General features: G+C 58.8%; 26 protein-coding genes. 11 read left to right on the top strand and 15 right to left on the bottom strand.

The features are described from left to right. Positions 1-30 precede the first annotated feature (30 nt). Positions 31-1,341 carry a DUF349 domain-containing protein gene (locus WX88_RS10355; RefSeq protein WP_046244308.1) on the bottom strand — a complete coding sequence of 437 codons (1,311 nt, stop codon included), beginning with the start codon at positions 1,339-1,341 and terminating at the stop codon, positions 31-33. A gap of 336 nt (positions 1,342-1,677) precedes the next feature. Here WX88_RS10355 and ettA point away from each other — a divergent pair, with 336 nt between their 5' ends. Next, entirely contained in the window at positions 1,678-3,342 is a 1,665-nt protein-coding gene (gene ettA / locus WX88_RS10360) for an energy-dependent translational throttle protein EttA (protein ID WP_046244309.1), read from the top strand. 57 nt (positions 3,343-3,399) lie between these two features. Here the strand turns inward: ettA and WX88_RS10365 are convergent, their stop codons facing one another. Beyond that, complete coding sequence (locus WX88_RS10365) at positions 3,400-4,329, bottom strand: SMP-30/gluconolactonase/LRE family protein (RefSeq protein ID WP_052732564.1); 930 nt, start codon at positions 4,327-4,329, stop codon at positions 3,400-3,402. Further along, positions 4,326-4,469 (bottom strand): hypothetical protein, encoded by a 144-nt coding sequence (locus WX88_RS30775; protein WP_197076740.1) that lies wholly within the window; start codon positions 4,467-4,469, stop codon positions 4,326-4,328. Before WX88_RS30775 ends, WX88_RS10365 begins: the two co-directional genes overlap by 4 nt. Positions 4,470-4,937: 468 nt before the next feature. On the opposite strand from WX88_RS30775, the gene WX88_RS10375 reads away from it, so the two are divergent. After that, positions 4,938-6,290, top strand: a complete 1,353-nt coding sequence (locus WX88_RS10375; protein ID WP_046244311.1) for a hypothetical protein — start codon at positions 4,938-4,940, stop codon at positions 6,288-6,290. 24 nt (positions 6,291-6,314) lie between these two features. Continuing rightward, positions 6,315-7,598: a hypothetical protein gene (locus WX88_RS10380; RefSeq protein WP_046244312.1), complete on the top strand. Its 1,284-nt coding sequence runs from the start codon at positions 6,315-6,317 to the stop codon at positions 7,596-7,598. A 20-nt stretch (positions 7,599-7,618) separates the two neighbouring features. On the opposite strand, the gene WX88_RS10385 is transcribed toward WX88_RS10380, so the two are convergent. The 10 genes from WX88_RS10385 to panC all read right to left on the bottom strand — a co-directional run bounded on the left by WX88_RS10385 (position 7,619) and on the right by panC (position 15,648). Next, positions 7,619-8,095 carry a hypothetical protein gene (locus WX88_RS10385; protein WP_156176058.1) on the bottom strand — a complete coding sequence of 159 codons (477 nt, stop codon included), beginning with the start codon at positions 8,093-8,095 and terminating at the stop codon, positions 7,619-7,621. Between the two features lie 129 nt (positions 8,096-8,224). Then, positions 8,225-9,301, bottom strand: coding sequence for a hypothetical protein (locus tag WX88_RS10390; RefSeq protein ID WP_156176059.1), 1,077 nt, complete (start codon positions 9,299-9,301; stop codon positions 8,225-8,227). 8 nt (positions 9,302-9,309) lie between these two features. Continuing rightward, complete coding sequence (locus tag WX88_RS10395; RefSeq protein ID WP_046244315.1) at positions 9,310-9,678, bottom strand: hypothetical protein; 369 nt, start codon at positions 9,676-9,678, stop codon at positions 9,310-9,312. Between the two features lie 34 nt (positions 9,679-9,712). Continuing rightward, a complete protein-coding gene (locus WX88_RS10400) occupies positions 9,713-10,333 on the bottom strand; it encodes a hypothetical protein (protein ID WP_046244316.1) in 621 nt (206 codons plus the stop codon). 259 nt (positions 10,334-10,592) lie between these two features. Then, positions 10,593-11,309 carry a peptidoglycan-binding domain-containing protein gene (locus WX88_RS30780; RefSeq protein WP_052732565.1) on the bottom strand — a complete coding sequence of 239 codons (717 nt, stop codon included), beginning with the start codon at positions 11,307-11,309 and terminating at the stop codon, positions 10,593-10,595. A 121-nt stretch (positions 11,310-11,430) separates the two neighbouring features. Then, complete coding sequence (locus WX88_RS27470; RefSeq protein ID WP_052732566.1) at positions 11,431-12,048, bottom strand: helix-turn-helix transcriptional regulator; 618 nt, start codon at positions 12,046-12,048, stop codon at positions 11,431-11,433. Positions 12,049-12,385: 337 nt separating this feature from the next. Then, complete coding sequence (locus WX88_RS10415) at positions 12,386-13,063, bottom strand: zinc metallopeptidase (RefSeq protein WP_046244317.1); 678 nt, start codon at positions 13,061-13,063, stop codon at positions 12,386-12,388. A gap of 21 nt (positions 13,064-13,084) precedes the next feature. Then, positions 13,085-13,564, bottom strand: a complete 480-nt coding sequence (rfaE2, locus tag WX88_RS10420; protein ID WP_046244318.1) for a D-glycero-beta-D-manno-heptose 1-phosphate adenylyltransferase — start codon at positions 13,562-13,564, stop codon at positions 13,085-13,087. 120 nt (positions 13,565-13,684) lie between these two features. Further along, entirely contained in the window at positions 13,685-14,731 is a 1,047-nt protein-coding gene (locus WX88_RS10425) for a lysylphosphatidylglycerol synthase transmembrane domain-containing protein (RefSeq protein WP_052732567.1), read from the bottom strand. Between the two features lie 68 nt (positions 14,732-14,799). After that, the gene (panC, locus tag WX88_RS10430; protein WP_046244319.1) at positions 14,800-15,648 is read right to left on the bottom strand and encodes a pantoate--beta-alanine ligase; all 849 of its coding nucleotides are present in this window, start codon (positions 15,646-15,648) and stop codon (positions 14,800-14,802) included. Between the two features lie 119 nt (positions 15,649-15,767). On the opposite strand from panC, the gene WX88_RS10435 reads away from it, so the two are divergent. From WX88_RS10435 to WX88_RS10465, 7 genes are all read left to right on the top strand, one after another. Beyond that, a complete protein-coding gene (locus WX88_RS10435; RefSeq protein ID WP_046244320.1) occupies positions 15,768-16,580 on the top strand; it encodes a glycogen/starch synthase in 813 nt (270 codons plus the stop codon). Further along, positions 16,564-18,060: a DUF4270 family protein gene (locus WX88_RS10440; RefSeq protein WP_046244321.1), complete on the top strand. Its 1,497-nt coding sequence runs from the start codon at positions 16,564-16,566 to the stop codon at positions 18,058-18,060. The genes WX88_RS10435 and WX88_RS10440 overlap by 17 nt, the downstream gene beginning before the upstream one ends. Positions 18,061-18,122: 62 nt before the next feature. After that, the gene (glmS, locus tag WX88_RS10445; RefSeq protein ID WP_046244322.1) at positions 18,123-19,958 is read left to right on the top strand and encodes a glutamine--fructose-6-phosphate transaminase (isomerizing); all 1,836 of its coding nucleotides are present in this window, start codon (positions 18,123-18,125) and stop codon (positions 19,956-19,958) included. A gap of 169 nt (positions 19,959-20,127) precedes the next feature. Next, positions 20,128-20,514, top strand: coding sequence for a RidA family protein (locus tag WX88_RS10450; protein WP_046244323.1), 387 nt, complete (start codon positions 20,128-20,130; stop codon positions 20,512-20,514). A 75-nt stretch (positions 20,515-20,589) separates the two neighbouring features. Beyond that, on the top strand, positions 20,590-20,781 hold the full coding sequence (locus WX88_RS10455) for a hypothetical protein (RefSeq protein ID WP_046244324.1): 192 nt from the start codon (positions 20,590-20,592) through the stop codon (positions 20,779-20,781). 241 nt (positions 20,782-21,022) lie between these two features. Beyond that, positions 21,023-21,886, top strand: coding sequence for an SDR family oxidoreductase (locus tag WX88_RS10460; protein WP_046244325.1), 864 nt, complete (start codon positions 21,023-21,025; stop codon positions 21,884-21,886). A gap of 124 nt (positions 21,887-22,010) precedes the next feature. Next, positions 22,011-22,229: a hypothetical protein gene (locus WX88_RS10465; protein ID WP_046244326.1), complete on the top strand. Its 219-nt coding sequence runs from the start codon at positions 22,011-22,013 to the stop codon at positions 22,227-22,229. On the opposite strand, the gene WX88_RS10470 is transcribed toward WX88_RS10465, so the two are convergent. Continuing rightward, the gene (locus WX88_RS10470) at positions 22,224-22,526 is read right to left on the bottom strand and encodes a transposase (RefSeq protein WP_046244327.1); all 303 of its coding nucleotides are present in this window, start codon (positions 22,524-22,526) and stop codon (positions 22,224-22,226) included. The genes WX88_RS10465 and WX88_RS10470 overlap by 6 nt on opposite strands. Positions 22,527-22,814: 288 nt before the next feature. Between WX88_RS10470 and gltX the strand changes: the two genes are divergently transcribed. Beyond that, positions 22,815-24,362 carry a glutamate--tRNA ligase gene (gene gltX, locus WX88_RS10475; protein ID WP_046244328.1) on the top strand — a complete coding sequence of 516 codons (1,548 nt, stop codon included), beginning with the start codon at positions 22,815-22,817 and terminating at the stop codon, positions 24,360-24,362. Between the two features lie 213 nt (positions 24,363-24,575). Here the strand turns inward: gltX and WX88_RS10480 are convergent, their stop codons facing one another. After that, on the bottom strand, positions 24,576-25,121 hold the full coding sequence (locus tag WX88_RS10480; RefSeq protein ID WP_046244329.1) for a redoxin domain-containing protein: 546 nt from the start codon (positions 25,119-25,121) through the stop codon (positions 24,576-24,578). Positions 25,122-25,206 lie beyond the last annotated feature (85 nt).

Consider the following 25,206-nt stretch of genomic DNA (forward strand, 5'->3'; position numbering starts at 1 on the left):
AAATCGACAACGCAAAACAATGACCAAAGTTTAGCTCGCGGCCTGAGCTTGTTGGCTAAATAAGGCAATCAAATCGTTTTTGGTGCGAATCTTTCGTTCGAATGAGCGGATTTTTGTTTGGAGCATCTGGCGAAAGGAATCATTGGCAACACTGGGGCTGAGCTTGTCAAGATTATCGCGCAGTACTTCCAGTTCCTGATGGTCATCCTTGAGCAACTCGCGCAGGGTGACGGCCCGGAAACGGGCCCGCTCGGCCGAACTGGTGGGCACGGAAGCCGGGTCTACCCGCTTGCGCAGGTGGTATTCGAGCGCGCTTAGTTCGAAAATCTTGTCGCAAGCCACCATAAACCGTTGCCAGATGCGGTCGGATTCTTCGCCGCGCACGGTACCAACTTGCTTCCACTCGGCTTGCAGCGCCTTGGCTTGGTGAATGGCTTCCTGTGGGGGAACGGCCATCAGGGCCTCGGCACGCTCGGCGAGGGCGCGCTTGCGGGCCAGCAACACTTCGGCTGAGGCAGGGGCACCACTGGTTTGTTGCGCAGCGATGTGAGCCTTTAGTCGTTCGAAAAAGTGGTTATTGGCGGCGCGGAAACGGGTCCACAGCTCCGAGGCTTGCTTTTTAGGCAAGCTGCCATTCACTTCGCGCCAAGCTTGCTGCAATTGCTTAAGTTGGCGTGAGGTGGTTTCGAACTGGTCGGAATTTTTCAGGTTTTCGGCCTGCTGGATGAGTTCGCGGTAGCGGGTTTGCACACGCGAGCTCATGGCTTTTTTATCGGCCTGGAAGGCTTTACGGCGGTCGAAGAACCGTTGAATGGCCGCCTGGAAACGGCTTTCCAGCTCGTCGGTCATGTTTTTATCGACGGGGCCGGTTTTTAGCCAGCCCTGGCGCAGGTCCTTCACCTTTTCGCTGGCCGATATCCACTCCAGGCTATTGCTCAGTTCCTCGGCTTCGCGAATAAAGCTGAGCTTGGCCGCCAGGTTTTTCTCCCGGTTCTGCGCCACGGTCACGGCCATCGACTCTTCGAATTCGGTGAGGCGCCGGTCCAACTCCTCAAAGTCGCCGAGGCCCTCGTAGGTCCGCAACAATCCTTTGATGTGCAGCGCTTTCACCAGATACGAGCCTTTATTTTCGCTCGCTTCCATTCGGGTCAGGAGGTCGTCGACTTTAGCACGCAACGCCTCAAAGCGCTGCCTGAAATAGAGAAGCGCTTCGTCCTCCGTTTTTTTGACCAGGCCTATCTGGCGGGCGGGTTGGTCGAGCACGGGGCGCAGCCACACGCCGCCGGCGTCCACGTACCCGTAGCGCTTGGCTTCGGCCAGCAAGTGGTCGGTTGATTCCATACAAATGTTAAACTCGTGGGTAGGAGTGTAGAATACGTGGGTAACTGGGTAAATGGGTAGAATTATGGGTCTGTGGCTGAAACGCGGACCGGGAAGGGACTACAAGTTTACGGTAAAAAGGTGATGAATTAACGTATTGGTAAGGTTGATGTGCTAATGTGTCGATACACAATCGGACGGCGCGGAACCCAAGAAGTGGATTCACAAGGGCGCCTTGCCGTTCTTTGCTACACTCCAGCGGCAGTGACAGAAAAAGAAGACGCGTACTCCGGTTTCCTGCTCTCCGCAGCAGTTTATTTCAAATCAGCACCATTATTCCATCAGCACCCTTCTAACATGAGCGACCAGACCATCATCTTCAGCATGGCCGGCGTGAGTAAAATTTACCCACCCCAGAAGCAAGTTCTCAAGAACATCTACCTCTCGTTTTTCTACGGCGCCAAAATTGGCGTGCTTGGCCTCAACGGCTCGGGCAAGTCGAGCTTGCTGAAAATTATTGCCGGTGTCGACAAGCAGTTTCAAGGCGAAGTAGTGTTTTCGCCCGGTTATTCGGTGGGTTATCTGGAACAAGAGCCCCAGCTTGACCCCACCAAAACCGTGCGCGAGGTAGTAGAAGAAGGCGTGGCCGAAACGGTGGCCCTGCTGAAAGAGTTCGATGAAATTAATGAAGCCTTCGGGGCCGAGGACGCCGACTTCGACAAGCTACTCGACCGTCAGGGCAAAGTGCAGGAAAGGCTCGACCAACTCGACGCCTGGAACCTGGATTCGAAGCTGGAGCGCGCCATGGATGCCCTGCGCACGCCCCCGCAGGAGGCCATTATCGGCAACCTTTCGGGCGGGGAGAAGCGCCGCGTGGCGCTGTGCCGCCTGCTGCTGCAAGAGCCCGACGTGCTGTTGCTGGACGAACCGACCAACCACCTCGACGCGGAGAGTGTGCTGTGGCTGGAGCAGCACTTGCAGCAGTACAAAGGCACGGTCATCGCCGTGACTCACGACCGGTACTTCCTCGACAACGTGGCCGGCTGGATTCTGGAGCTGGACCGCGGCTCGGGCATTCCGTGGAAGGGCAACTACAGCTCGTGGCTAGAGCAGAAAACCCAGCGCCTGGCACAGGAAGAGAACACGGAAAGCAAGCGCATGAAAACACTACAGCGCGAGCTGGAATGGGTGCGCATGTCGCCGAAAGCGCGGCAGTCGAAAGGCAAGGCCCGCCTGGCCAACTACGATAAGCTGGCCAGCGAGGAAGCTAAGGACAAGGAGCAGAAGCTGGAGCTATTCATCCCCGACGGGCCGCGCCTGGGCGCGCAGGTGATTGAGGCCGAGGGCCTACGAAAAGCTTTTGGCGACAAGCTGCTGTTTGAGAACCTAAGCTTCTCGCTGCCGCAGGGTGGCATTGTGGGCATCATCGGGCCAAACGGGGCGGGTAAGACCACGCTGTTCCGCCTCATCACCGACCAGCTGAAGCCCGACGCGGGCACGTTTGAAGTGGGCCCCACGGTGCAGACGGCCTACATCGACCAGCAGCACGACACGCTGGACCCCAGCAAGTCGGTGTTCGACACCATCACGGGTGGCACCGAAACGATGCTGCTAGCCGGACGGCCGGTGAACTCGCGGGCCTACGTGAGCAAGTTCAACTTCGGCGGGGGCGACCAGGAGAAGAAGGTGGCCATGCTGAGCGGCGGAGAGAAAAACCGCGTGCACCTGGCCATGACGCTGAAGCAGGGCGCCAACCTGCTGCTGCTCGACGAGCCCACCAACGACCTGGACGTAAACGCCATTCGGGCGCTGGAAGACGCGCTGGAGAATTTCGCCGGCTGCGCCGTCATCATCAGCCACGACCGGTGGTTTCTCGACCGGCTGGCCACGCACATCCTGGCCTTCGAGGGCGACTCGGAAGTGGTGTGGTTCGAGGGCAACTTTACCGATTACGAGGAAGCCAAGCGCAAGCGCCTAGGCGACGTGGAGCCGAAGCGCGTGCGGTACAAGAAGCTGGGATAAGCGTGGGTTCTTGCCATCGAAAAGGGCCGCCGGATATGCTTCCGGCGGCCCTTGGTGCTACTGCACGCCGTGCACCCGCATGGGCAGCACGAACACCGCATCGGAGGCGGTGATGAACAAGGTTTTCCGGTCCTTGCCGCCGAAACAGACGTTGCCGGTCCACTTGGCGGGTACGTCGATGTGCTGGATTTTCTGGCCCGCGGCACTGTAAACGGTGACGCCCTCGCCGGTGAGGTACACGTTGCCTTCGCTGTCGAGCGTCATGCCGTCGGAGCCCTGGGCGACGAAGAGCTGCCGGTTGGTGAGCTGGCCATCGGGGGCAATCTGGTAGCGGTAGGTTTTCTTGGCTCCGATGTCGGCGACGTAGAGCAGCTGGCCATCGGGGGTGCCGATGATGCCGTTGGGCTTTTGCAGCTGGTCGTCGGCCACGACGGCTTGGGCCTGGCCTTTGGGGAGGTAGTACAGCTTCTGGCCGCCGAGGTTGGGGTCGGGTGCCTGGCGGGTCCAGTAGTCGCGCTGGTAGTAGGGGTCGGTGAAGTAGATACCGCCACTGCCGGGATGCGCCCAGAGGTCGTTGGGGCCGTTGAGGCGGTGGCCCTGCACGTCTTTCAGCAAAATGGTGACGTTGCCGTCCGGCGCGATGGACCAGAGCTGGTTCTGCTCATCGGCGCAGGCTAAGAGGTTGCCCTGTTGGTCGAAATACAGGCCGTTGGAGCGGCCGGATTTTTCCAGAAAAACGCTCAGCTTGCCCTCGGTGTCGTACTTCCAGATTTTGTCGTTGGGCTGGTCGGTGAAGAAGACATTGCCGGCCCGGTCTACGGCCGGGCCTTCGGTGAATTTGAATTGCCGCGCCACTAGCTGTGGTACGTTCGAGTCGGCGAGGATGGAGCTGGGGGTCGTGTTCTGGGCCATGGTGGGGAGAGCTAGCAGGCTGGCGCTGGCGGCGCAGCCCAGGAAGAGACGGACGCCAAAGGCGGAAAGATTCATTTGAAAAGGAGCAAAAAGGCGCGGTGGTCGCGCAAGCTAGCAAACCCGCGCCACAGGTCGGGCGCGTGGGTTTCTGCCGGAGGGGGAGCCGGTAGCCGCCGCGGGGCGCGACCGGGGCCGCAGGCAAGGGCCGCCGCCATGGCAGCTGGGTTGAGCTTGTCATCCCCCCCGCCGAAGGTTCGGCGAGGGTAGTTGAAGATTCGGCGGGGGTAGTTGGAGCCCAAACTACCCTCGCCGAACCTTCGGCACGGGTAGTTGAGTGTTCGGCACGGCGGGTTGAAGGTTCGGCGGGAGTAGTTGAGGCTCCAACTTGGTGAGTTGAAGGTTCGGCGAGGGTAGTTGAGGCTTGCGCAAGGTGGGTTGGACCGCTTTCTTGCCGGGCGGAAGGTGCGGCAGTATGGAATGGGTGCGGCACCAGGCCGCAGCGCGGGCCGTGCTGAAAAAGCGGGTGGGAGCGCGGGGCTGCTTCAGCCCCGACGCTGCGCGCGCTCGCACTACGGCGCGACTGGAACTCTTTTTGGCAGCCGCTCCGCAGGTAGGCCCGTTTGGGGGTGGGTGAAAAGTCCGCTATAAAGTGTAGCTTGGGGTTGTATTTCAGTGCTTCTACCATGAGTGACTCCGCCCCTGTTTCCCGTAGCGCTCAGCGCCACCTCGACCTGATTCGCCACCGCGCGGAAACCCTGGCCCTTTACGAGGACAACCCCGCCGTGGCGGAGTGGCTGAGCCAGTTTCAGGGAGATGACAGCCGACGGTTTCTTGAGCGCTACGCCGACGAGCGGGCCAGCGCCCTGGTCGATGGCCATACTTTCTGGCAGATAGCCCAGAAAGAGCAGGCTGCCCTGGTGCAGGAAGCCACCGAGCGGCTGTGGGAAATTCAGCAGCGCAAGCTGTTTGAGCTGCAATGCCGCTGGCGGGCCGAAGAAGTAACCCTGCCTGCCGACCAGGTGGCGCTAACCGACGACTTCGAGGCCTGGGGCAACCGCATTGAGGCCTGCCCGCTGGTACCGCCCATCACGGCGGGCGAAGTCGAGGGCTACCTCGCCTACCTGCGCAGCGATGCCTGCACCGATGCCGACGACGACTTCACCCGCCCCCGCGACTGGCAGAACTACGAGCGCTGCCGCCGCTACCTACTGCTGCAAGCCGAGGGGCAGGACCCCGCCCAGGTGAACCGCGATGCCGTGCACCAGACGCCCAAAGGGCTAGGGGGGCTGGCCGCGATGCTCGACGATTTTTTCCTGGATTACCCCGACTGGTACGCGCACTGTGACAACCTGGCGGGCCCCCCTAACCTAGTACTGTACCTCCCCGACCTCCGGGGCAGCAAGGAAGCTTACTACCAGTACGCGGGCCAGACGGGCAAGCTCCCCGACCCCTACGCACCGGACGAAGACGACGAAGACCCGGCCGATTCTTTGGCCGACGAACTACCCGCCACCCCTACGGCGGACCCCGGCGCCCCGCCACCACTGCGCCCGCTCGATTACCAGAACTTCGGGGCCCTTACCGATACGCTCATGCGGCAGCTAGAGCCGGCCGAGCTGCTGCGCTTTCACGAAGCCCTGATGCACGAGCCGGACATTGCGCCGGTGCGCTCGCCTGATGTTGACGACGACGACGCTGATGAGGACGACATCCAGGACGCGCTGGACGGGCAGGGCCGGGAGGCCGGCCGCGTGCTGTGCGAAATTCCTGAGCGCCTGCCCATCGCTGCCCACCCGGACTGGCGCGTAGCCCTGCACAACACCTGGCTGAACTGGCGCAAGGAGCGCCTGGCCACCGCGTTGGGCGAGGCCTATGCAGCTTACGAGGCCCGTGAGCGCGCCGGTACGCCCCACCCCTCGCCCTACCCGGCCGACCCACACACCGCAAAGCTGCTGCGACAGAACCGCGAGCTATACCGGGAGCAAATTCTCAAGGGCCGGGAGGTGGCCGGCGAGCCCCAGGACTTCCATTTCTAACGTCGCACCTCGTTTTCTATCCTCATGTCCTCTCCCGATTTCGACCGCCAGGCCCTGGCCCGGGAAGCCGAGCTAGACGCCGTCCGTCTGGCCACCGAGCATACCCTGCGCACCGACCCGCGTTACCAGGCATACTTTGCGGGCTACACGCCCGCCAGCGTGGAAGCCTTCATTCAACACTATGCCCGCCACAAGGTGCAGTGCCTGGACCGGGGCCCCAACATGGTGAAATTTCGACTACACCAAGTTATCGAATACCAGGAGGAGGGCTACGACCGGCTGTTCGACGTGCAGCGCAAGAAACTGTTTGATTTGCAGGTGCGCTGGCGGGCCGGCGAAATTACCCTGCCCGGCATTCAGACCTACCAGCAGTTTGCGCAATGGCAGCGCGCCGCCTTCATCTACCGCTGCCCGTTTCTGCCGCCCATCACGCGCGCCGAGTACGAGCTATACCTGGCCTGGCTCGCCAGCGACGCCTGCCAGGAGTTTGGCCACTCTCAAAGCAACCATCGCGCCGCTAGCGACTGGCAAGACTACGACTCCATGCACGCCGAATGGGCCCGGCAACAGCCCAATGCTCCCGCCCCTACTGAAGACGACAACTGGACCGAATACCAGGACTACCCGGCTTGGTTTGCCTACTACGATGCCCACACCGGAGCCCCGGCCGGCTACCCTTTCCAGACCCACTCCAATCGTCGGGGCGAGCGTCAGGACTACTACATGGAGCTAGCTAGCGAGGAACAGCACGCGACCAACCTGTCAACCCCTCCCACGGCGCCCGACCCACGGCCCCGCCTCATGGAATTCGGCACGGCGCCGGACTCTTTTGATGATGCCCCCGACAGATTCCTGACGGAAGACGACTGGCACTTTGCCGAATTCACCCGCCGCTTCGATGCCGACCCCGAAACGCTGCTGACCTACCACCGGGCCATGCTCTGCGTGTTCAACGAGAGCTACAATCGGGTGCTGGACCTGACCAACCAGAACATCCAGCTGCTTGGCGATGCCCGCGGCCCCTGGCCCGTACCCGCCCACCCCGACTGGCGGCAGGGCATTCTGGCCGCCGCTGCCCACCTGCACCGCGAGTTGCTGCTCGCCGCTCTGCCCACGGTGTTCGACGACTACGAGTTCCGCATTCAGACTGGCCTGCTGCCCGCCGCCCCCGACCAGTACCGGGCCTATCACGACGACCAGAAGCCCGAAGAAGACCCCGCCAAGCGGTGCGCCATTATGCCCTACCTCGAAGAAGACATCCTACGCGGCCGGGAGCTGGCCGGAGAACCCCGGGATTTCAATTATTAGGGGACGGTGGTACACCCCCGCTAGCTGACCGTCAGCGCCAGCGCGTCAAGAGTCACTAGTACCTGACCGGCGCCGGCCACCCGGCGCGCCCGCACCTCAAGCCACGCCGGGTGGCCCCCGTGTACCAGCACCAGCGGCGCGGTTCTCACCAACTGGTACTCGCCCTCGGCCACCATTTCTTCCGGGAACCGGTATATCTCGGTTGCCTGGGAGGTCTTGAGCTCTACCGTCACGGTAGCTCCCGTCGGCTTGTATACAAACATCCGTAGGGCGTAGTGCATCGTGGCCGGGACGGGCACCTCCAGCAGCTGATGCACGCCAAAGCGCCAGTGGTTTTCCAGTTCCTCCCCGTGGGGACGCAATTCGCAGACCAGCTCCCGGCCAAATTCCAGGTGGCAGGTATCACCATCGGAAGTAGACGAGACCGAGAAAGTGTGGTCGGTGCCAAGGCGAAACAGGGTGGCTTGGCCCCAGGTGGGCATAAGAGAATCAGGCATTGGCAGGTAAGAGGTATTGCTGACCGGAGGGCAGGTAGCCGGCTTGAACCGGCAAGATATTGCTACGCGCGCCGAGCCTCTTCTCTCAACTACCCTTTGCCGTGGAAGTGGCTAGCTCAGGGCCGAATGTCAGGGCTTGGTGAAATTCATCCGTGCGGCGTTGGCAATGTCCCAGCGCAAGCCGGCGAATAGTAGCGCTGTTCCGGCTTTGCCATCATTGTTCGGCAGCTGGCGGCCCAGGCTCGTTGCTATCCAAACGCCTTCCGTAGCCCGAAACTCCACTCCTCCCGCCCATTCGGACCCCGACTTTGGCACGTTTGGCAATGGGTTGCTGCGGCTCGTGCCGGCAATCTCCGCGAAGAAGTTAACCGTGGCGGACCCGAATATGGCCCGCAGACCATAGAGCAGCTGATTGTCGGTCTGGGTTGTTCCGTCGGATGCGGAAATCTGCCGTTGGCCGGTATAGCGCAGCTGACCCAGCAGCTGGCCCGCCTTTCCGGCCAATGGCAGAGCGCCGGTGGCCCAGGCACTCCATCCCAGCCAGCGGCCGTCGGCTCGGGGCAAGAGCCTGGATTCATTCAATCGCCACCCGCTGGCAGCGGCAATGGATAAGCCGGCCCGGTTCCAATTATCTTCTCGCCATTTTTTGCGGTAGTCTATCACCTTTTGTTTCACTACCGCAAAGGCTATATCCGCGTCATTGGGGTCGGTGGGCAGGCCTTTTGCCAGAATAGCGCGCACTTGTCTGGTATAAGCCGAGTCGTGCATGGGGTCGCTCCTATCGATTAGCGTTAGGCGGAGGCCGGTTCCCAGGTCCGTGGTATTGGCGTTGCCCGCAGTCCGGACCGTACCAAGCGAAACCTGCGCGTTATACAGCACATACTTCAGCCAGTTCTTCTGGTACTCGTCGAGGTTCACGCTGCCACCCGCCAGCGCGTAGGGGGCGATGGCCACCGCCACCCCTTGCTTCACGCGCCCGGCCGAATCGACACCGTTTACCAGTTCGGTAGCCAGGGCCCGCGGCGTAACGGGGCGGGCCACGTTGTTGGCGGCGCCCACGAAGGTGAGGGCCGGCATTTCCGGAATGGCGTAAGGTGCCAGCTTTTCCTGCTTTTGCGCAGTCTCCTGGGCCTGGGCCGCCAAGGTTGCCCCCAAAGTGAGCAACAAGGTGAGCAAAGCAGTAGCTCTCTTGATAGCGCGTGTCATCAGCCTCTTCATCCTGCTAAGCTTATGGTGTTCTTTTCCTGGGCAAAGCCTTCGGCATCGGTGGAGCCTTCCTCCACAAAAGTGCCCCCTGGCAGCGGAAGACCATTTTGCACTAAGGTAATCTCGATGCGATAAGGAGTATTACCATTACCGCTCAACCAAGCCAAATAGACCAGCTCGCTGCCCGATGGCAGGGCATTCACCATGTGGGTGTGCTTCGATGGATTGCTCGGTTCGCTGTCGGTGCCCGTTGCGAGAATGGTGTACTTGGCATCATCGGGGTGCTTATACCACAGGCGGTAGGCTACTGCGTGAGGCGAATGAAAGGTTAGCACCACTGCCAGTGGCTTGGTGGTGTCAATTTGAACGGTGGGCATGATGGAAAGGAGGAAGAGTGAGTGAAGCAAACTATCAGCGGCCGGTCCAAATTTCCAGGTAGCCGGGGCTCACGCGGGTGTCGCGGTAGAGCTTGGCGGCCAGATCTTTTTGGTCGAGCCGGATGCGGCAGAACTCGGCCAGGTGCTCAGCCTGACGACGGTCGGCGACGAAAAAATAGCGGATTTCGGCTGCTGCGGGCCGCCCGGCATCGGTCAGATACCGGGCGTCAATGATGGGAAAACCTGCCTTTTCCAGCGGAACGCGCAGTGCGGCCAGGGAGTCCACTTTTTTAACGTTGCCGGTTAGCAAGTAGATGCGGGCATTGGGGCTGAATGGTGCTTCCAGCGTGGCGGCCGCGGCATCCGGCACTACCTGGGGAATGTTGAGCGGAGTCGTGGCATTGGTCTTGATGTACTCCTCCACCCCGTGCATAATCTTCTCATTGTCGAGCAAGCGAGTCTGGGTAAGCATCCGCAACGTTTGCAGGCGGGCATTAGCATCGGGCGACTCCAGCGCCTTGAGCACCATGTCGGAATAAAACTTACGCTGAGCCAGGTCGTCGTCCCAATACCCTTTCACGATGCCGCCCGCTACCGTGCCCAGCAGGGCAAACAGGCCAGTGATGAGGAGCGCATTAATATTAGTCTTATCCATAAGAGAAGGCTGATAGGATTAATACTGAGCTTTCGGCTGCAAGACTCGCACAGGAACAAGTCCGACATACTACCGCTAGCACCATTGGGCCGATGGCACCTCGGGTTCTCGAATTAGCATCGAGGGCAGTTGCATATTATGCTGTGGCTACCCTGTACTCCGAGAGCTATCAACTCGCCGGCTCTTCATTCCGCAAAGGCTCCGGCCACTAAGGATACCAACGCATTTCCGGATGCCCCACCATCACCCGACGTCCGCCCTACCCTGCCGGCCAGGCTACCCCCAGCTTCTTGGCGGTCAGTGGCCCCACGTCACCATCCGCGACCAGCCGATTCAACTTCTGGAAAGCAATAACTGCCGCCACTGTATGGGGACCGTACTCATTGTCAATAGTGCCGGGGTCGAAGCCGGCTGCTTTTAGCGCACGCTGCACTTTGCCCACCAAGGCGCTTTTGATGTTGGGCTCTTCCAGCGTCAGCAGGAACGGCAGCGGCTTGGGAGGCACCACGGCGCCCGTAGCCGCGTAGGTCACCTCCGGAATCTGCACGCAAAAGTGCCATACCCGACCTTCCACCTTGCCGCGTCGTACGCCCAGACCTGCCCCGGCCGCTTCTACGGTGCCACCCTTGCCATCGGTGATGGCCACGTGGCCCATCCGGCCGGGCAGCGGTGGCCGCCGTATCAGAATGATGCCCGGTGTAATATTGGCCGTAGCCTGGTTGACAACCAGCAGCGTGCCGTTGGAAGCATCGTTGACCCAGGCCCCGGAATAGGACTCGGTAGTGGCGGGATTGCCGTTGTTGTTCACGCAGCCGTAAAGCTCGTTCACCTTCTGGTACACCACCCACGACGCAAACTCGGCGCAGTCCCAGGGACCATGCCAGTTGGGGTTGTCTTTTGGCACGAGCACATTGACGTACTTTTCACCAAGGCGCGTTTCGGCTAGTTCGAGGAGGTCTTGTCCGGTGGTGGCCATCGCAGAAAACAGAAAAAAGGTTGGGGAAGCAAAGAAGATGGGCGCTCTTCAACAAGCACTGGCCCAGAAGCAAAGCTCGTTTTCGACTGCTGTTTTCGCATCAGTGCCAGCACTGAACTTTTCAGGCCACCCAGCCTTCGCGCACGGCGCGAGCGGCCAAGCCCACCACGGTGCGCGTACCGGCCTTGTGAAGCAGGGTGCGGCGGTGGCTTTCCACGGTGCGCACGCTTAGACACAAGCGCTCAGCAATTTCCTGGTTGCACTGGTCATCCACCACCAAACGTAATATCTGCAGCTCGCGAGCACTAAAGGGGTCGGGCACGGCGCGGGGCACGGCCGGCCGCGCCTGGTTTGGGGCATCGGCATCCAGCCACGGTGCCAGCACGGCCGCCAGCGTGGGCGGCGGCACGTACCGGGGCAGCCGCAACTCAGTATCGGGCCAGGGCAGCGGGCTAGTGGGCTGGGCCGACGGGCGCTGGTCTGTCAGCAGCAGGATTCGTTGCGTGGGCCTCACCTGGTGCAGTTCATCGAGTAGGCCGATTAACGCTCTGCCTGGCAGGGCATCATCGAGCACCAGCAGTCCAAAATTCCGTTGAGCTACCAGTTCCACTATTTGGGTAGTATCGGCGGTGATGGTCAGCAGCAACTGGGGCCACTGTTCGCGGAGAGTAGCCACCAGCCCTTGCCGGAGTAGGGTGGGCGCGGCCGCTACCAAGGCCGTTGGGGTAGAAACTTTCATCGCATTGGCAGAAAGAAGCAATGTGAACTAGCCTCCAGACTACCCTCTGAAGAGGACCAGCTACAAGCACTGAGTGGAAAGGATGAAGCAAAATAGGAATTACTTTGGACTTATCAAAAATTAACAATGTTAATTACTACGATGCCTCCAAAACCCAAGCGTATAATAGAGGAATGACTATCAGATCAACTACAATTAATGATTGATTTTCAGCGCGCAACTCACTAATCAACTCGCGTTTGATACTATACATCATTACTATTTCTTCCTGCCTGAACACAAAAAAGCCGCCACTCAAACAGAGCGGCGGCTTGTCGCATTTAGAGGGTTAGCTCAATTAATTTCGCCGGCTTCCACTCATAAAGATGCTGACGTAATAGAGCAGCGTGGCTAGCGAACTGATGGCCGCCACCACATAGGTCATGGCTGCCCACCAGAGTGCATCTTTGGCCATGGCGTGCTCCTGCACGGTCACCACGCCTCGCTTATCCATCCAGGCCAGGGCCCGGCGGGAAGCGTCGAATTCCACAGGCAACGTGACGAACGAAAAGAGCGTTGTGAGTGAGAACAGGGCAATGCCGACGCCCAGCGGAATTGGCGAGCGGTTAACCATCAGCACCCCGGCCAGCAGAATCCACGGCATCCAGCGCGACACGGCCCCGAGGGCCGGCACCATCGCCGAACGAAACTGCAGCATGGAGTACGCCGTAGCGTGCTGCACCGCGTGGCCGCACTCGTGCGCTGCGATGGCTGCCGATGCGGCACTGCGCTCGGCATACACACCCTCGCTCAGGTTCACGGTTTTATCGGTTGGGTTATAGTGGTCTGTAAGCTGACCATCGGTGCTAATGATGCGCACGTCAGTGATGCCGTGGTCGGCCAACATAAGCTCGGCAACTTGAGCGCCGGTCAGGTTGGCCCGGAGACCCACCTGGGCATACTCTCTGAACTTGCTGCGCAACCGCCACTGAATACCCATGCTAACCAGCATGAGCAGAATAAGAAGGAGATACATGGCTAAAAAAGTGAAGAATGGTTACGTTGTCTGCAAAATGCGCTCGACAATGCGCGACGTGCTGTAGCCCGGCACTAAGGGCACCGTCCGTACTTGCCCGCCCCTGTTTAACACCAATTCATGGCCCACAATTCCGTCGATTGCATAGTCGTCGCCTTTCACCAATACGTCAGGTTGCACCATTTCGATTAGAGCCAATGGCGTGGGTTCGCCAAAGAGCACCACCGCATCCACAAACGCTAACGAGGCCAGGATGCGGCCCCGCGCCACCTCATCCTGAATGGGCCGCCCCGGCTTAAGGGAACTCACCGAAGCATCGGTATTCAGGCCCACCACCAAGGCGTCGCCCAAGTGCCGGGCTTGCTCCAGGTAATCAACGTGGCCCAAATGCAGCAAGTCGAAACACCCATTGGTAAACACCACTTTGCGTCCCTGCACCCGCCACTCAGCCAGCGTAGCAGTCAGCTGCTCGCGAGTCTTTATTTTGTCCTTCGTCCACATGCCGAGGTATTGAATAATAAGGGTTGAATGCTGAATGATACGCCAGGCAGAGAAGCCAGGTTAAACTTGGCCTGCTTGTTCAAGCCTCGACTTTCCGCCTTGTGTTCCTAATTCTACTCTCTACTCTGTCGTCAGCGGCTCGTCTACCAGCGCTTCTGCTTCGGTTAGCACACTGCCTTTGTCGGCTGCCGCCACTGCTACGAAGCTGATGCCACCCATCACCACCACCAGCAGCGTTTGGGCGCCATGAACGACCAGCGCGTAAGCAATACCGGCCTCCTTGCTCACTCCATACACCAGCAGAATGCCCTGCACCATCACATGGAATGGCCCGATGCCCCCCGCCACCGGCGCCGCCATGCCAAATGCCCCGAAGGTTAGCACCGCCAGTCCCGCCCGCATGTCGAGGGTATAGGTTTCGGGAAAGCAGAAGAAGGCCAAGTAGTCCATCAGGTAGTACACGGTCCAGGTAAATACCGTGTGCAACAGAAATACTCCCTTCCGCTCCATCTTCAGCACGCTGAAGGCGCCCGCCAGCAGACCCTTCACAAAGAGCACGGCCTTGTTGAAAAAGACATTTTGCCGCAGCCGCTCCAGATTGCGAATCAGTGCGTAGCCCGCCGTGAGCAACAGCACCGCCCCGATGATGGCGGCAACGAGCAGCGGCGTCCGGTTGCGAGCCAGCGTGTCGTAGTTACTCCCCAGCAACTGTTTGGTTACGAAGGACCAGAACGTATTGAAGTCCAATAGCAGGATGGTACCCAGCAAGCTTAAAAGCACCAGCACATCAATTACCCGCTCCGTGACCACCGTGCCCAGCGCTACCTGCACTGGCACGCTGCTCGTGCGCCGCAGCACCGAGCAACGGATAACTTCACCCATGCGGGGCAGCACAAGGTTAGCCAAATAGCCCACCATCATAGCATGGTACACCGGCCAATACGCAGCCGGGGTTTGCGAAGCATTGAGCTGCATCTGCCACCGATAAGCCCGGCTCAAGTAGCCCAGCACCGACAGCGTAAGCGTGAGGGAGAGCCAGAAATAGTTGGCCGTGGCGATGTAGTGACCAATGCGCGACAAGTCCTGCCCACGTACCGCGTACCACATCAGCGCCGCCGAAATACTCAGCAGCAACACGTATTTTAGAATAGTAAGGAAGGCTTTCAAAGCAACAAGGGTGACCCTAAATGGACAACAAATAAGTGGACAAAGGTAAACCGCGCGTCCTCGTTGGCTCACGCGTCTACTACCACGTTGTCAATCAGCCTCACGCCACCCAGATGAGCCGCCAGGCACAGCACCACGGCCCGGCCCGGCTGGTATTCTACCAGCGGCTGGAGAGTTTGGGCGTCGGCCACCTCCACATACTCAGGCGTCAGGAGCGGCTCGCGTGCCAAAGTAGCCTCGGCCTCGGCCTGCACCTGCGCGGGCGACACACCCTGCCGCACCTGCGCTGCTGCCGCCACCAAGACCTGATACAAGAGCGGCGCGGCGGCCCGGGCGGCCGCGTCGAGCCGACGGTTGCGCGACGACATGGCTAGCCCGTCGGCCTCGCGAATGGTGGGGCAAGCCACTATTTCCAGATCAAACGACAAATCGGCGACCAATTGGCGAATAATGGCTACCTGCTGCCAGTCCTTCTGCCCAAAGTACGCTCGGTGCGGACGCGCCATGTGAAAAATTTTACTCACCACGGTGGCCACGCCATTGAAATGGCCAGGTCGGTGGGCCCCTTCCATTACCCGCTCCAAGGCACCAAAGTCGAACCGAAGCACCGCAGGCTGGGGATATATTTCCTCCACCGACGGTACGAATAGTGCCGTGCAGCCGGCTGGCCCCAGCAACTCCGCATCGGCCTCCGGCACGCGAGGATACAGTCGAAAATCCTCGGCATTATTGAATTGCGTGGGATTGACAAAAATGGTGGTCACCACTTCGTTACATTCGGCGCGGGCCGCCTGCACCAGTTGAAGATGGCCGGCGTGCAAGGCTCCCATGGTGGGTACGAGGCCCACACGGTGGCCCGCCCGACGGGCTTGTTCGGTGTAAGCTTGCAACCCAGCGGCGGTGGTTAGTATCTGCATAGAGGAGGAAGGCAATTGGAACGGCCCTCGAGGTAGCTTTTATTGAATTTCCGCTCAAAATTGTTTAATTTTGTGCACCCATAGTATGGCCCTGTTCCATTCTCCTTCTATAATCCCCTATGTCGAAGCTACGCATCCTCTACGCGGCCACCGAAATTGACCCGTTTCTCCAGACCACCAAAGTGGCTGAAATGCTGCGTCGGCTCCCCGCCAGCATGCAGGAAATGGGCTGCGAAATTCGAATTTTCGTGCCGCGTTTTGGTATTATCAATGAGCGCAAAAATCGGTTGCACGAAGTAGTGCGCCTTTCGGGTATCAATATTGCCGTGGGCGACGATGAAAAGCCTTTGGTCATCAAAGTAGCTTCGATTCCGACGGCAAAGTTGCAAGTTTATTTCATCGATAACGAAGATTATTTTCATCGCAAGTCGGCTTTGGTCGACAAAAACGATAAGTTTTACGCTGATAATGATGAGCGCGCCATCTTTTTTTGCAAAGGTGTACTCGAAACGGTAAAGAAGCTGGGCTGGTCGCCCAATATCGTACACTGCTCCGATTGGATGACGGGTTTGATTCCGCTCTATCTGAAAACGACTTACAAAAAGGACCCGGTGTTTAAGGATGCCAAATCGGTTTTTTCAATTTATAACAACGAATTTGCCGACAAATTTGAAGGTAATATTCTCGAAAAGGCCAAGATGCTCGACATCGATGACCAGATGCTGGCTTCGCTGAAATCGGCCGATTTCAGCGGGTTCATCAAAATGGGCATGGAATACGCCGACACCGTGGTGCGGTCCGACGAGGATTTCAGCGAAAATATGAATGGCATGTTTCATGAATACGCCCTTCACAACCGGCTCAGTCAGGTAGCCACCGACGAAAACCTGCACTCTTCTTACCTAGCGCTTTACAATGAATTGGCTAACTAGCCGTTGTGCTCCCCTGGCCGCTCTGGCTGCTCTCACTTTGGCCGGTTGCGACAAAGGCACCGACCTGAATGTAGACCTGCCCGACACCACAGCTATCAGCACTCAATATCAGGACTTTTCCTTGGATGTAGCCACCGTGCGCCTAAGCCCGGTGCAAACCCTCAAAACGGACCACTACCTAGTAGGTCGCTTGGCCGATAATATTGCGGGCACCACCGAAGCTCGTGCCTACCTCAACGTGGTGGTTGGCAGCTCTAACGACTCCCTTCCCTCAAAATTCACGGCTCCAATCCTGGATTCGGTCGCGATTGTAATGGGATTTGATAAGGTGAACGGCAGTTCCTCCACGCCCGTCCGGTTCGATGTATTCAGCCTGCAAGCGCCACTGGATGAGCGACAAGGATACAATAGCACCTCGCCGGCGCCGGCCACGAATACCTCTACACCGCTAGGCCGAAACATCGCCAGCCGCCTCGACCGTACGGTGCAGATAGTGACGGATACGAGCACAACGCCAGATACGAAAACCGCAGTAGCCGACCCAACCATTCGCCTAGTGATGCAGCGCACTGCCGCGGTAGTGGCACCGTTTACACCTGCCCCAGCCGTTCCGTCGCCCTTCTTCGAGCGTATCTTCAACACCGCCCTGCGCGGGAGCAGCTTCACGCAGGCTCAACTCGACGCGGAGCTGAAAGGCGTGGCCCTTGAGCCCAGCGCTGGCTACTCGAGTAGCATTCTCAGCTTTGGGCGTTCGTACAACGCGCGGCTGGCTTTCTTTTTCCACAATAATGGGGCTTCTACACCCGCGCTACAACGGAAGTGGCATTCGTATTCCGTCTTTTTCGGCCCGGTATTCAGTGGCGGAAACGGAAACACGAGCAATGACCCCCGCTATTTTACCCAAATAAAAAACGACCTGACCAGCACGCCGCTCAGCCCGCTGAGTGATGTCACGAAGGCCGTGCCCTATGATTTGCTGAATGGTGCCAGCTACTTGCAGGAGGGCACAGGGCTTGGCACTCGCGTGACCTTCAAAGGTCTAGAGCAACTGCAGCAGCTAGCGGCAGCCGGACTTACAATTAACCGCGCCGAAATCCGGGTACCGGTGAAGCCCTTTAGCAACGCTCTCTTTTCAAACCCCAGCCTTATTTACGCTGTGGAAGTAGACGCTAACAACAGCGTGTTGAAACGGACGATTAATTTCCTTCCGGTTGACCGAGTAGTGCAAGCTGATGGCACCGATCCGCTGACCAACAACCGTCCTGCTACGGCCGGCCTGCAAGATGTGGCATCGACACAGCCATTCTATAATTTATTGATTACCAGTTACTTGCAAGCTTATCTAACCAATAAGCTCGACGGCAACCCTGCTTCTCTCGTATTGGTGCCGAATACCCGCTTCTCCTCCTCCCTATCACTGAACCGTGCCGCCCTCGACGCTGCCCAGGTTAGTTTGCGCGTGTACTATTCCAAACGGTAGTGTCTTTACCGTCAGTGAGCTGACTCTTATTTTATTTCCTTAAATACTTAACCCTTCTTGCCATGTGCGGCATTGTTGCTTACCTGGGCCATCGTGAGGCCTGTCCTATTATCCTCAAAGGTTTGCGTCGCCTCGAATACCGCGGCTACGATTCCGCCGGAGTAGCGCTGCTAAATGGCGAGTTGAACGTTTATAAAAAGAAAGGTAAAGTCAGTGACCTAGAGACGTTTATTGCGAAAAAAGATACGCACGCCAAAGTAGGCATGGGCCACACGCGCTGGGCCACGCACGGCGAGCCTAATGATGAGAATGCCCACCCGCACTACTCGACCTCAGAGCGCATTGCCATTATCCACAATGGTATTATTGAGAACTACGCGGCACTGAAAACGCACTTAGAGAAGCAGGGACATGTGTTCCAATCTGATACGGACACAGAAGTGTTCGTTAATCTAATTGAAGAGATTCAGAAACAAAACGTCTGCACCCTAGAAGAAGCCGTGCGCCTGGCCCTGCACGAAGTGGTAGGTGCTTATGCCATCGTGGTGCTCAGCAAAGATGCTCCCAACCAACTCATTGCTGCCCGCAAAGGCTCGCCGATGGTGATTGGCATTGGCGAAGGCGAGTTCTTCATTGCTTCGGATGCCACGCCGATTATTGAGTATACCAACGAAGTGGTGTATGTGAATGACTACGAAGTAGTAGTTATCCGCGATGGGCAGTTGGAGATTCGCACCCGGGAAGATGTAAGCCAAACGCCCTACATCCAGAAGCTGGAAATGGAGTTGGACAGCATCGAGAAAGGTGGCTTCGAGCACTTCATGCTGAAAGAGATTTTTGAGCAGCCGCGCTCCATCCTGGACTCCATGCGCGGGCGCCTGGAGCTAGGCGGCAGCCACCTGAATATGGGCGGCATCCGGGCCTACGAGCAGAAGTTTGTGAATGCTCAGCGCATCATTATCGTAGCCTGCGGCACCTCGTGGCACGCCGGCTTGGTGGCTGAGTATCTGATTGAGGACTTGGCCCGCATTCCGGTGGAAGTGGAATACGCCTCGGAGTTCCGCTACCGCAACCCTATCATTACGGAGCGTGATATTGTAATTGCCATTTCACAAAGTGGGGAGACGGCCGATACGCTGGCCGCCATTGAGTTAGCTAAGAGTAAGGGAGCCACTATCTTCGGCATTTGTAACGTGGTAGGCAGTAGTATTGCCCGCGCCACTGACGCCGGCGCCTATACTCACGCCGGCCCGGAAATTGGAGTGGCCTCGACCAAAGCTTTTACGGCTCAGGTAACTGTGCTGACGTTGCTGGCCATGATTATGGGGCAGAAGCGCGGCACCATTTCCGATACCAAGCTACGCGAGCTGATGGTGGAGCTAGACACGATTCCGGCTAAGGTGACCAAGGCTCTGGAGCTTGATATCGAAATCCAGGCCATTGCCGAAATCTTCAAGGATGCTTCTAACTTCCTGTATCTGGGACGGGGCTACAACTTCCCCGTGGCGCTGGAGGGAGCATTGAAGCTCAAGGAAATCAGCTATATCCACGCTGAGGGCTACCCGGCTGCGGAGATGAAGCACGGCCCTATCGCTCTGATTGACGAGAACATGCCGATAGTGGTGATTGCCACCCGCGACAGCTCGTATGAAAAGGTGGTGAGCAATATTCAGGAGGTGAAAGCCCGCAAGGGGCGCATCATCGCGGTCGTGAGCGAGGGCGATACGGTGATTCCGGCCATGGCCGAATTCGTGATTGAAGTGCCCCACACCAGCGAAATCCTGATGCCACTGGTATCGGTGATACCTCTACAACTGCTGAGCTACCACATTGCCGTACTGCGCGGCTGTAACGTGGACCAACCCCGCAACTTGGCTAAGTCGGTAACGGTCGAATAAGACCTAGTCGCTCGTTGTCAGCTATCAGCGTTTGCTGAAGATTTGCTAGAAGAGCCGGCCCAAACGGACCGGCTCTTTTTGTTTGCTGGCAGGGAGCATTTTTGGCAGTTGCCAGGCTGATTTCGGTTGTTACTTTGGGGCCTCAACTTATAAATTTCTAGTTCAGCTCATGGCTAATCAAATTATTCTCACCGATCAGGCTCCGGCTCCCATTGGTCCTTACTCGCAGGCCGTGCGGGCGGGCAACACCGTGTACGTTTCGGGGCAGATACCGTTGGATGCGGGCGGGCAATTGGTACCCGGCGACGTGGCCGCTCAAACCCACCAAGTGCTGCGTAATCTGACCGCGGTGCTGGCGGCGGCGGGCCTCACGCTCACGGACGTGGTAAAATGCAGCATTTTCGTGAAAGACCTCGGCAATTTCGCCACTATTAACCAAGTGTACGGGTCGTATTTTGAAGATGCCACGGCGCCGGCCCGCGAAACGGTCGAGGTAAGCCGGCTGCCGCGCGATGTGGAGGTGGAAATCTCCTGCATTGCCGTGGGTGAGAGGTAGTATCAGCTTGCCAGTGCCGGGTAACTATTGCTGGGACAGCAGGCTAAAATGAGAACTGTACTCTATTCCTAATTCATGAAAGAACTTGGACTCGGCTTGCTCATTATTGGGCTTATTTCGCTGGTGTTGCCATTTATCAACCCCAATATTCACTACGTTTTTCTGACGTGGATTGACCAGTGGGGACCCAGTGTGGCTTGGGGTATTCGGGGTGGAATCACGCTGCTAGGGCTAGTGCTCTGGCTGGGGTTTAAGAACCGGGAGTAACCTAGGGCGCAGGGCCGCGAGCTGCAATTAGCGCAATTATTTGGGAGTGTCGGCCGTAGTTCTCGGTACTGGCTGGTATTCTGTGTGCTGCTTTAAGGAAGTTAGGTTGGGTGGACTCATAGAGCCGAGTTTATTAGCAAGCTCGGCTTTAACCAACTCCTAGCCAGGGGCGTAGTCTGAATCAGCGCCTCCCGCACGTAGTGGGAGGCGCGTTCACGAATCAGAACCAAGCACTACCCCAATGGAAAGCAAACCCACGTCCCTGCCTCCTCAGCAGCAAGGCCAACAGCCCGGCCTCGAAGAAGAAATGACGCCACAGCCAGAGTATATCCGCCCCAATTACCGGGGCAGCGGCAAGCTGCAAGACAAAGTGGCCCTCATCACGGGCGGCGACTCCGGTATTGGCCGCGCAATAGCCGTGCATTATGCCCGCGAAGGCGCCGACGTGGCCATCACCTATAAGCCCGAGGAAGAGGAAGACGCCTACGCTACTCGCCAACTGGTGGAAGGCGAAGGCCGCCGCTGCCTGACCATCGCCGGTGACCTACGCGACCCAGATTTCTGCGAGCAGATTGTGGAGCAAACCGTGCGGGAGCTGGGCCGCCTCAACATTGTGGTGAGCAATGCCGCCGAGCAGTTTGTGAGCACCGACGTAGCAGAGCTGCCGATGGAGCAGTTTGAGGACACCTTCCAAGTCAACTTCTTCGCGATGGTACGGGTAGTGAAGGCAGCCCTCCAACACCTGCACGAAGGCGACTCCATCATTGCCACGTCTTCCGTCAACGCCTACCGCGGCAACCAGCAACTGGTGGATTACACGGCAACGAAGGGCGCCATCACGGCCTACATTCGCTCTATCTCGCAGCAGCTGGCCGAGAAGAAAATCCGGGCCAATAGTGTAGCGCCGGGACCCATCTGGACGCCGCTCATCCCGGCCAGCTTCCCGGCCGAGAAGGTAGCTTCTTTTGGACAGGACACAACTATGAAGCGGCCGGGGCAACCCTCGGAAGTAGCGCCGGCTTTCGTATTTCTCGCCTCGGAGGATGCTTCCTATATCACCGGCCAGGCCATTCACCCCAACGGTGGCGAAGTACTGAACACCTAAGCACTGGTGGCGGGCAAATCAGCTGGCTTCGTTGGCTGGTTTGCTCACGGCCAATGGCTTAGTGAAGCCTCCTGGGTCGCGGAGCGAAGGCTCCGCGCTACAGTAAACGGATTTCGTTTTAGTGATGGCTACTTTGCTTCCTGCCTATCCTCTGCGTACTGCGGCTGACTTTGACCCTTTGCTGGCAGCTATCGGTGATGCCCGCGTAGTGCTGCTGGGCGAAGCTTCGCACGGCACCCACGAATATTACACATGGCGCACGGCCTTGAGCAAGCGGCTGATTAAGGAGAAGGGCTATCAGTTTATTGCCGTGGAAGGCGACTGGCCGCATAGCGGCTCATGACTGGGGGAGCTGGGAAAAGATGGTCACGACTTTTTTTAAAATATCGCGCTCCATTTCCACGCGCTTGAGTTCGGCGCGTAGCCGTTTGATTTCGTCGCGCTCCGCGCTGCTGGGCACGGCCTGTTCTAGCGCCTGGCGCTGCCAACGGCCAAGCAAGGCCGGCGAAATGCCTTGGGCCCGGGCCACGTCCGTTTGTCGGGTCCCGGCCGCCACCTGGCGCACGCACTCGGCCTTAAAGGCGGGCGTGTATTTTTTGCGGATGGTGGGCAACCCACCAGGATTCAGTTTTTCGTTCATGGGCAGCGGAAGTTAAGGCTTCTCGCTGTCCGTTTCAGCTAGACCACCCCAATCCGCTGGCCATTCACCCTCAAGAAAAGGGACCACCCGACTTATACCCCTGGGGCGAATGAACAACTGTGGCGCGGAGCCTTCGCTCCGCGTATCCGCGCCGAAATGACTAATTATTAGCAGAACTTCCGGCCCGCGGAGTGAAGGCGCCGCGCCACGTGGGGGCTGGCGTGGGCGTGGTGCTACTGACTACCTTTGCGGCGCGTTCCGAACACCGGGGCGCGCTTTTTATTGGTTATGACTGAGAGAGAAGTTCGGGTGCGATTCGCGCCTTCCCCCACCGGACCGCTGCACATTGGCGGCGTGCGCACGGCGCTGTATAACTATTTGCTGGCCCGCAAGCTGGGCGGCAAGATGCTGCTCCGCATTGAGGATACCGACCAAAACCGCTTCGTGCCCGGCGCCGAGGAGTACATCCTGGAAGCCCTGGCCTGGTGTGGTATCGTCATTGACGAAGGCGTCGGCGTGGGCGGCCCCCACGCGCCCTACAAGCAGAGTGAGCGCAAGCCTATGTACAAGCAGTACGCCGACCAGCTCATCGCCGACGGCCACGCCTACTACGCCTTCGACACCCCCGAGGAGCTCGACGCCATGCGCGCCCGCCTGCAAGCGGCTAAGGTGCCCAACCCGCAGTACAACTCTATCACCCGCGCCCAGATGCGCAACTCCCTCACTCTGCCCGAGGATGAAGTAAAGACCCTGCTCGACAGTGGCGCGCAGTACGTTATTCGCCTGAAAGTACCTCGCAAAGAAGAAGTCCGCTTCCAGGACCTGATTCGAGGCTGGGTGGTGGTGCACTCCTCGGCCATTGACGACAAGGTGCTGATGAAGTCGGACGGCATGCCTACCTATCACCTGGCCAACATCGTGGACGACCACCTGATGGAAATATCCCACGTGATTCGAGGCGAGGAGTGGCTGCCCTCGGCGCCGCTGCACGTGCTGCTCTACCGCTACCTGGGCTGGGAAAAGACCATGCCGCAGTTTGCCCACCTGCCCCTGCTGCTGAAGCCCGACGGCACCGGCAAGCTCAGCAAGCGCGACGGCGACCGCCTTGGCTTCCCGGTGTTCCCGCTCGAATGGCGCGGCATCGACATCGAAACCGGCGAGCCCACCCTGAGCCGCGGCTACCGTGAAGACGGCTACCTGCCCGAGGCGTTGGTAAACTTCCTAGCTTTCCTGGGCTGGAACCCCGGCTCGCAGCAGGAGATTTTCTCGATGGACGAGCTGGTTCAGGCCTTCTCGATTGAGCGGGTGAGTAAGTCGCCGGCCAAGTTCGACCAGAACAAGGTGAAGTGGTTCAACGAGCACTACCTGCGCGCCAAGTCCAATGCTGAACTGGCGCCCTACCTGCTCACGGCCCTGGCGGAGCACAACATCGCCTGCGACCAAGCTAAAGCCGAGCAGATTGTGGGCGTGATGAAGGAACGGGTGAGCTTTCCGCAGGACTTCTGGCAGGAGGCCAAATACTTCTTCCAGGCCCCAACGGAGTACGACGAGGCCGTGGTGAGCAAGAAGTGGAACGCGCAGGTGAGTGCCACCCTAACTGCTTACGCCGACGACCTGCCCGCCGACTCGGAGCCCAGCGCCAATGCCGAGGTATTGAAAAGCATTTTCAATCAAACCGTAGAGGCCCAGGGTATGAAGCCGGGCCAGGTATTGCAGGCCCTGCGCGTGGCCGTGACGGGCGCCGCCGCCGGTCCGGACTTGTTCGAAACCTTGGCCATCTTGGGTAGCGGCGAAGTAACCGCGCGCCTGCGGGCTGCCGTGGCCAGGCTCGGCTAGCGCGGTTTCGGAGTAGGTGTCCCGTAGCGCGAATGTTGTAGTTCGCGCTACGGCTCGTTGCACACTTACCCTAAAACCGCGCTAGGCTATACTGCCCGGCCTGTCAACTCCCCGGTGCGAAGCCGCCAAACCAGTATCATGTCATCAACAAGAAAGTCCCTGGTCAAGCTTGGCCGGGGACTTTCTTATTCTTTGGCTTGCTCAGGTACCGGCCTACTTCAGAAAGGCGATGATTTCCGATACGGGCAGGTCGTCGCCAACGTAGGCGGCGTAGTGCGCCCGCACGATGCGCCCCTGCTCGTCAATAAGGAAATCGGCACCTACGCGGTCGGCATTACCGTCCTGCTTGGGTAATTTGGCTGTCAGGGCCTTGCTGGCTTTTATCTTACTGAAGCCGCCATGCAGCAGGATTCCCTTGAGCAGCTTGCCCATCGACCGCTCCACCCCGTAGAGCTGGTACAGGCTTTGGTTGGGGTTGGGAATCAGGATTGGGTACACTGGCTGCTCGTCTAGGTACTGCTGTATCTGCGCCGCCGACGACTCATAGACGGCCAGCACCACCAGCCCGCGCTCCTGAAAAGTGGTGGCATTCTGGCTAAGCTCGTGAAACCGCAGGTTGCACACCGGGCAACCCACGTTGCGTTGAAAGGTCAGCAACACGCGCTGGCCCTGGTAGTCGGCCAGGCGCACGGGCCTGCCGTTGACATCGTTGGTGGAAAATGCCGGCGCAGGCGCAGGCACGGTGGTTAGCTTGGGCATGATGGTTAGAAGGGTTGGTGGTTACGACCCTTAATGGCCGCGACCTTGCCCCAATCACCTGCCGCCTTCTTTTTTATTTAGGCCC

The organism is Hymenobacter terrenus (assembly GCF_000972495.1).
In the GTDB taxonomy this organism is placed as follows: Bacteria; Bacteroidota; Bacteroidia; order Cytophagales; family Hymenobacteraceae; genus Hymenobacter; species Hymenobacter terrenus.

Coding starts and splice junctions, on each gene's coding strand:
- WX88_RS10355 (WP_046244308.1), bottom strand. CDS start 1,341: ATGGAATCAACCGACCACTTGCTGGCCGAAGCCAAGCGCTACGGGTAC.
- ettA (WP_046244309.1), top strand. CDS start 1,678: ATGAGCGACCAGACCATCATCTTCAGCATGGCCGGCGTGAGTAAAATT.
- WX88_RS10365 (WP_052732564.1), bottom strand. CDS start 4,329: ATGAATCTTTCCGCCTTTGGCGTCCGTCTCTTCCTGGGCTGCGCCGCC.
- WX88_RS30775 (WP_197076740.1), bottom strand. CDS start 4,469: ATGGCGGCGGCCCTTGCCTGCGGCCCCGGTCGCGCCCCGCGGCGGCTA.
- WX88_RS10375 (WP_046244311.1), top strand. CDS start 4,938: ATGAGTGACTCCGCCCCTGTTTCCCGTAGCGCTCAGCGCCACCTCGAC.
- WX88_RS10380 (WP_046244312.1), top strand. CDS start 6,315: ATGTCCTCTCCCGATTTCGACCGCCAGGCCCTGGCCCGGGAAGCCGAG.
- WX88_RS10385 (WP_156176058.1), bottom strand. CDS start 8,095: ATGCCTGATTCTCTTATGCCCACCTGGGGCCAAGCCACCCTGTTTCGC.
- WX88_RS10390 (WP_156176059.1), bottom strand. CDS start 9,301: ATGACACGCGCTATCAAGAGAGCTACTGCTTTGCTCACCTTGTTGCTC.
- WX88_RS10395 (WP_046244315.1), bottom strand. CDS start 9,678: ATGCCCACCGTTCAAATTGACACCACCAAGCCACTGGCAGTGGTGCTA.
- WX88_RS10400 (WP_046244316.1), bottom strand. CDS start 10,333: ATGGATAAGACTAATATTAATGCGCTCCTCATCACTGGCCTGTTTGCC.
- WX88_RS30780 (WP_052732565.1), bottom strand. CDS start 11,309: ATGGCCACCACCGGACAAGACCTCCTCGAACTAGCCGAAACGCGCCTT.
- WX88_RS27470 (WP_052732566.1), bottom strand. CDS start 12,048: ATGAAAGTTTCTACCCCAACGGCCTTGGTAGCGGCCGCGCCCACCCTA.
- WX88_RS10415 (WP_046244317.1), bottom strand. CDS start 13,063: ATGTATCTCCTTCTTATTCTGCTCATGCTGGTTAGCATGGGTATTCAG.
- rfaE2 (WP_046244318.1), bottom strand. CDS start 13,564: ATGTGGACGAAGGACAAAATAAAGACTCGCGAGCAGCTGACTGCTACG.
- panC (WP_046244319.1), bottom strand. CDS start 15,648: ATGCAGATACTAACCACCGCCGCTGGGTTGCAAGCTTACACCGAACAA.
- WX88_RS10435 (WP_046244320.1), top strand. CDS start 15,768: ATGTCGAAGCTACGCATCCTCTACGCGGCCACCGAAATTGACCCGTTT.
- WX88_RS10440 (WP_046244321.1), top strand. CDS start 16,564: ATGAATTGGCTAACTAGCCGTTGTGCTCCCCTGGCCGCTCTGGCTGCT.
- glmS (WP_046244322.1), top strand. CDS start 18,123: ATGTGCGGCATTGTTGCTTACCTGGGCCATCGTGAGGCCTGTCCTATT.
- WX88_RS10450 (WP_046244323.1), top strand. CDS start 20,128: ATGGCTAATCAAATTATTCTCACCGATCAGGCTCCGGCTCCCATTGGT.
- WX88_RS10455 (WP_046244324.1), top strand. CDS start 20,590: ATGAAAGAACTTGGACTCGGCTTGCTCATTATTGGGCTTATTTCGCTG.
- WX88_RS10460 (WP_046244325.1), top strand. CDS start 21,023: ATGGAAAGCAAACCCACGTCCCTGCCTCCTCAGCAGCAAGGCCAACAG.
- WX88_RS10465 (WP_046244326.1), top strand. CDS start 22,011: ATGGCTACTTTGCTTCCTGCCTATCCTCTGCGTACTGCGGCTGACTTT.
- WX88_RS10470 (WP_046244327.1), bottom strand. CDS start 22,526: ATGAACGAAAAACTGAATCCTGGTGGGTTGCCCACCATCCGCAAAAAA.
- gltX (WP_046244328.1), top strand. CDS start 22,815: ATGACTGAGAGAGAAGTTCGGGTGCGATTCGCGCCTTCCCCCACCGGA.
- WX88_RS10480 (WP_046244329.1), bottom strand. CDS start 25,121: ATGCCCAAGCTAACCACCGTGCCTGCGCCTGCGCCGGCATTTTCCACC.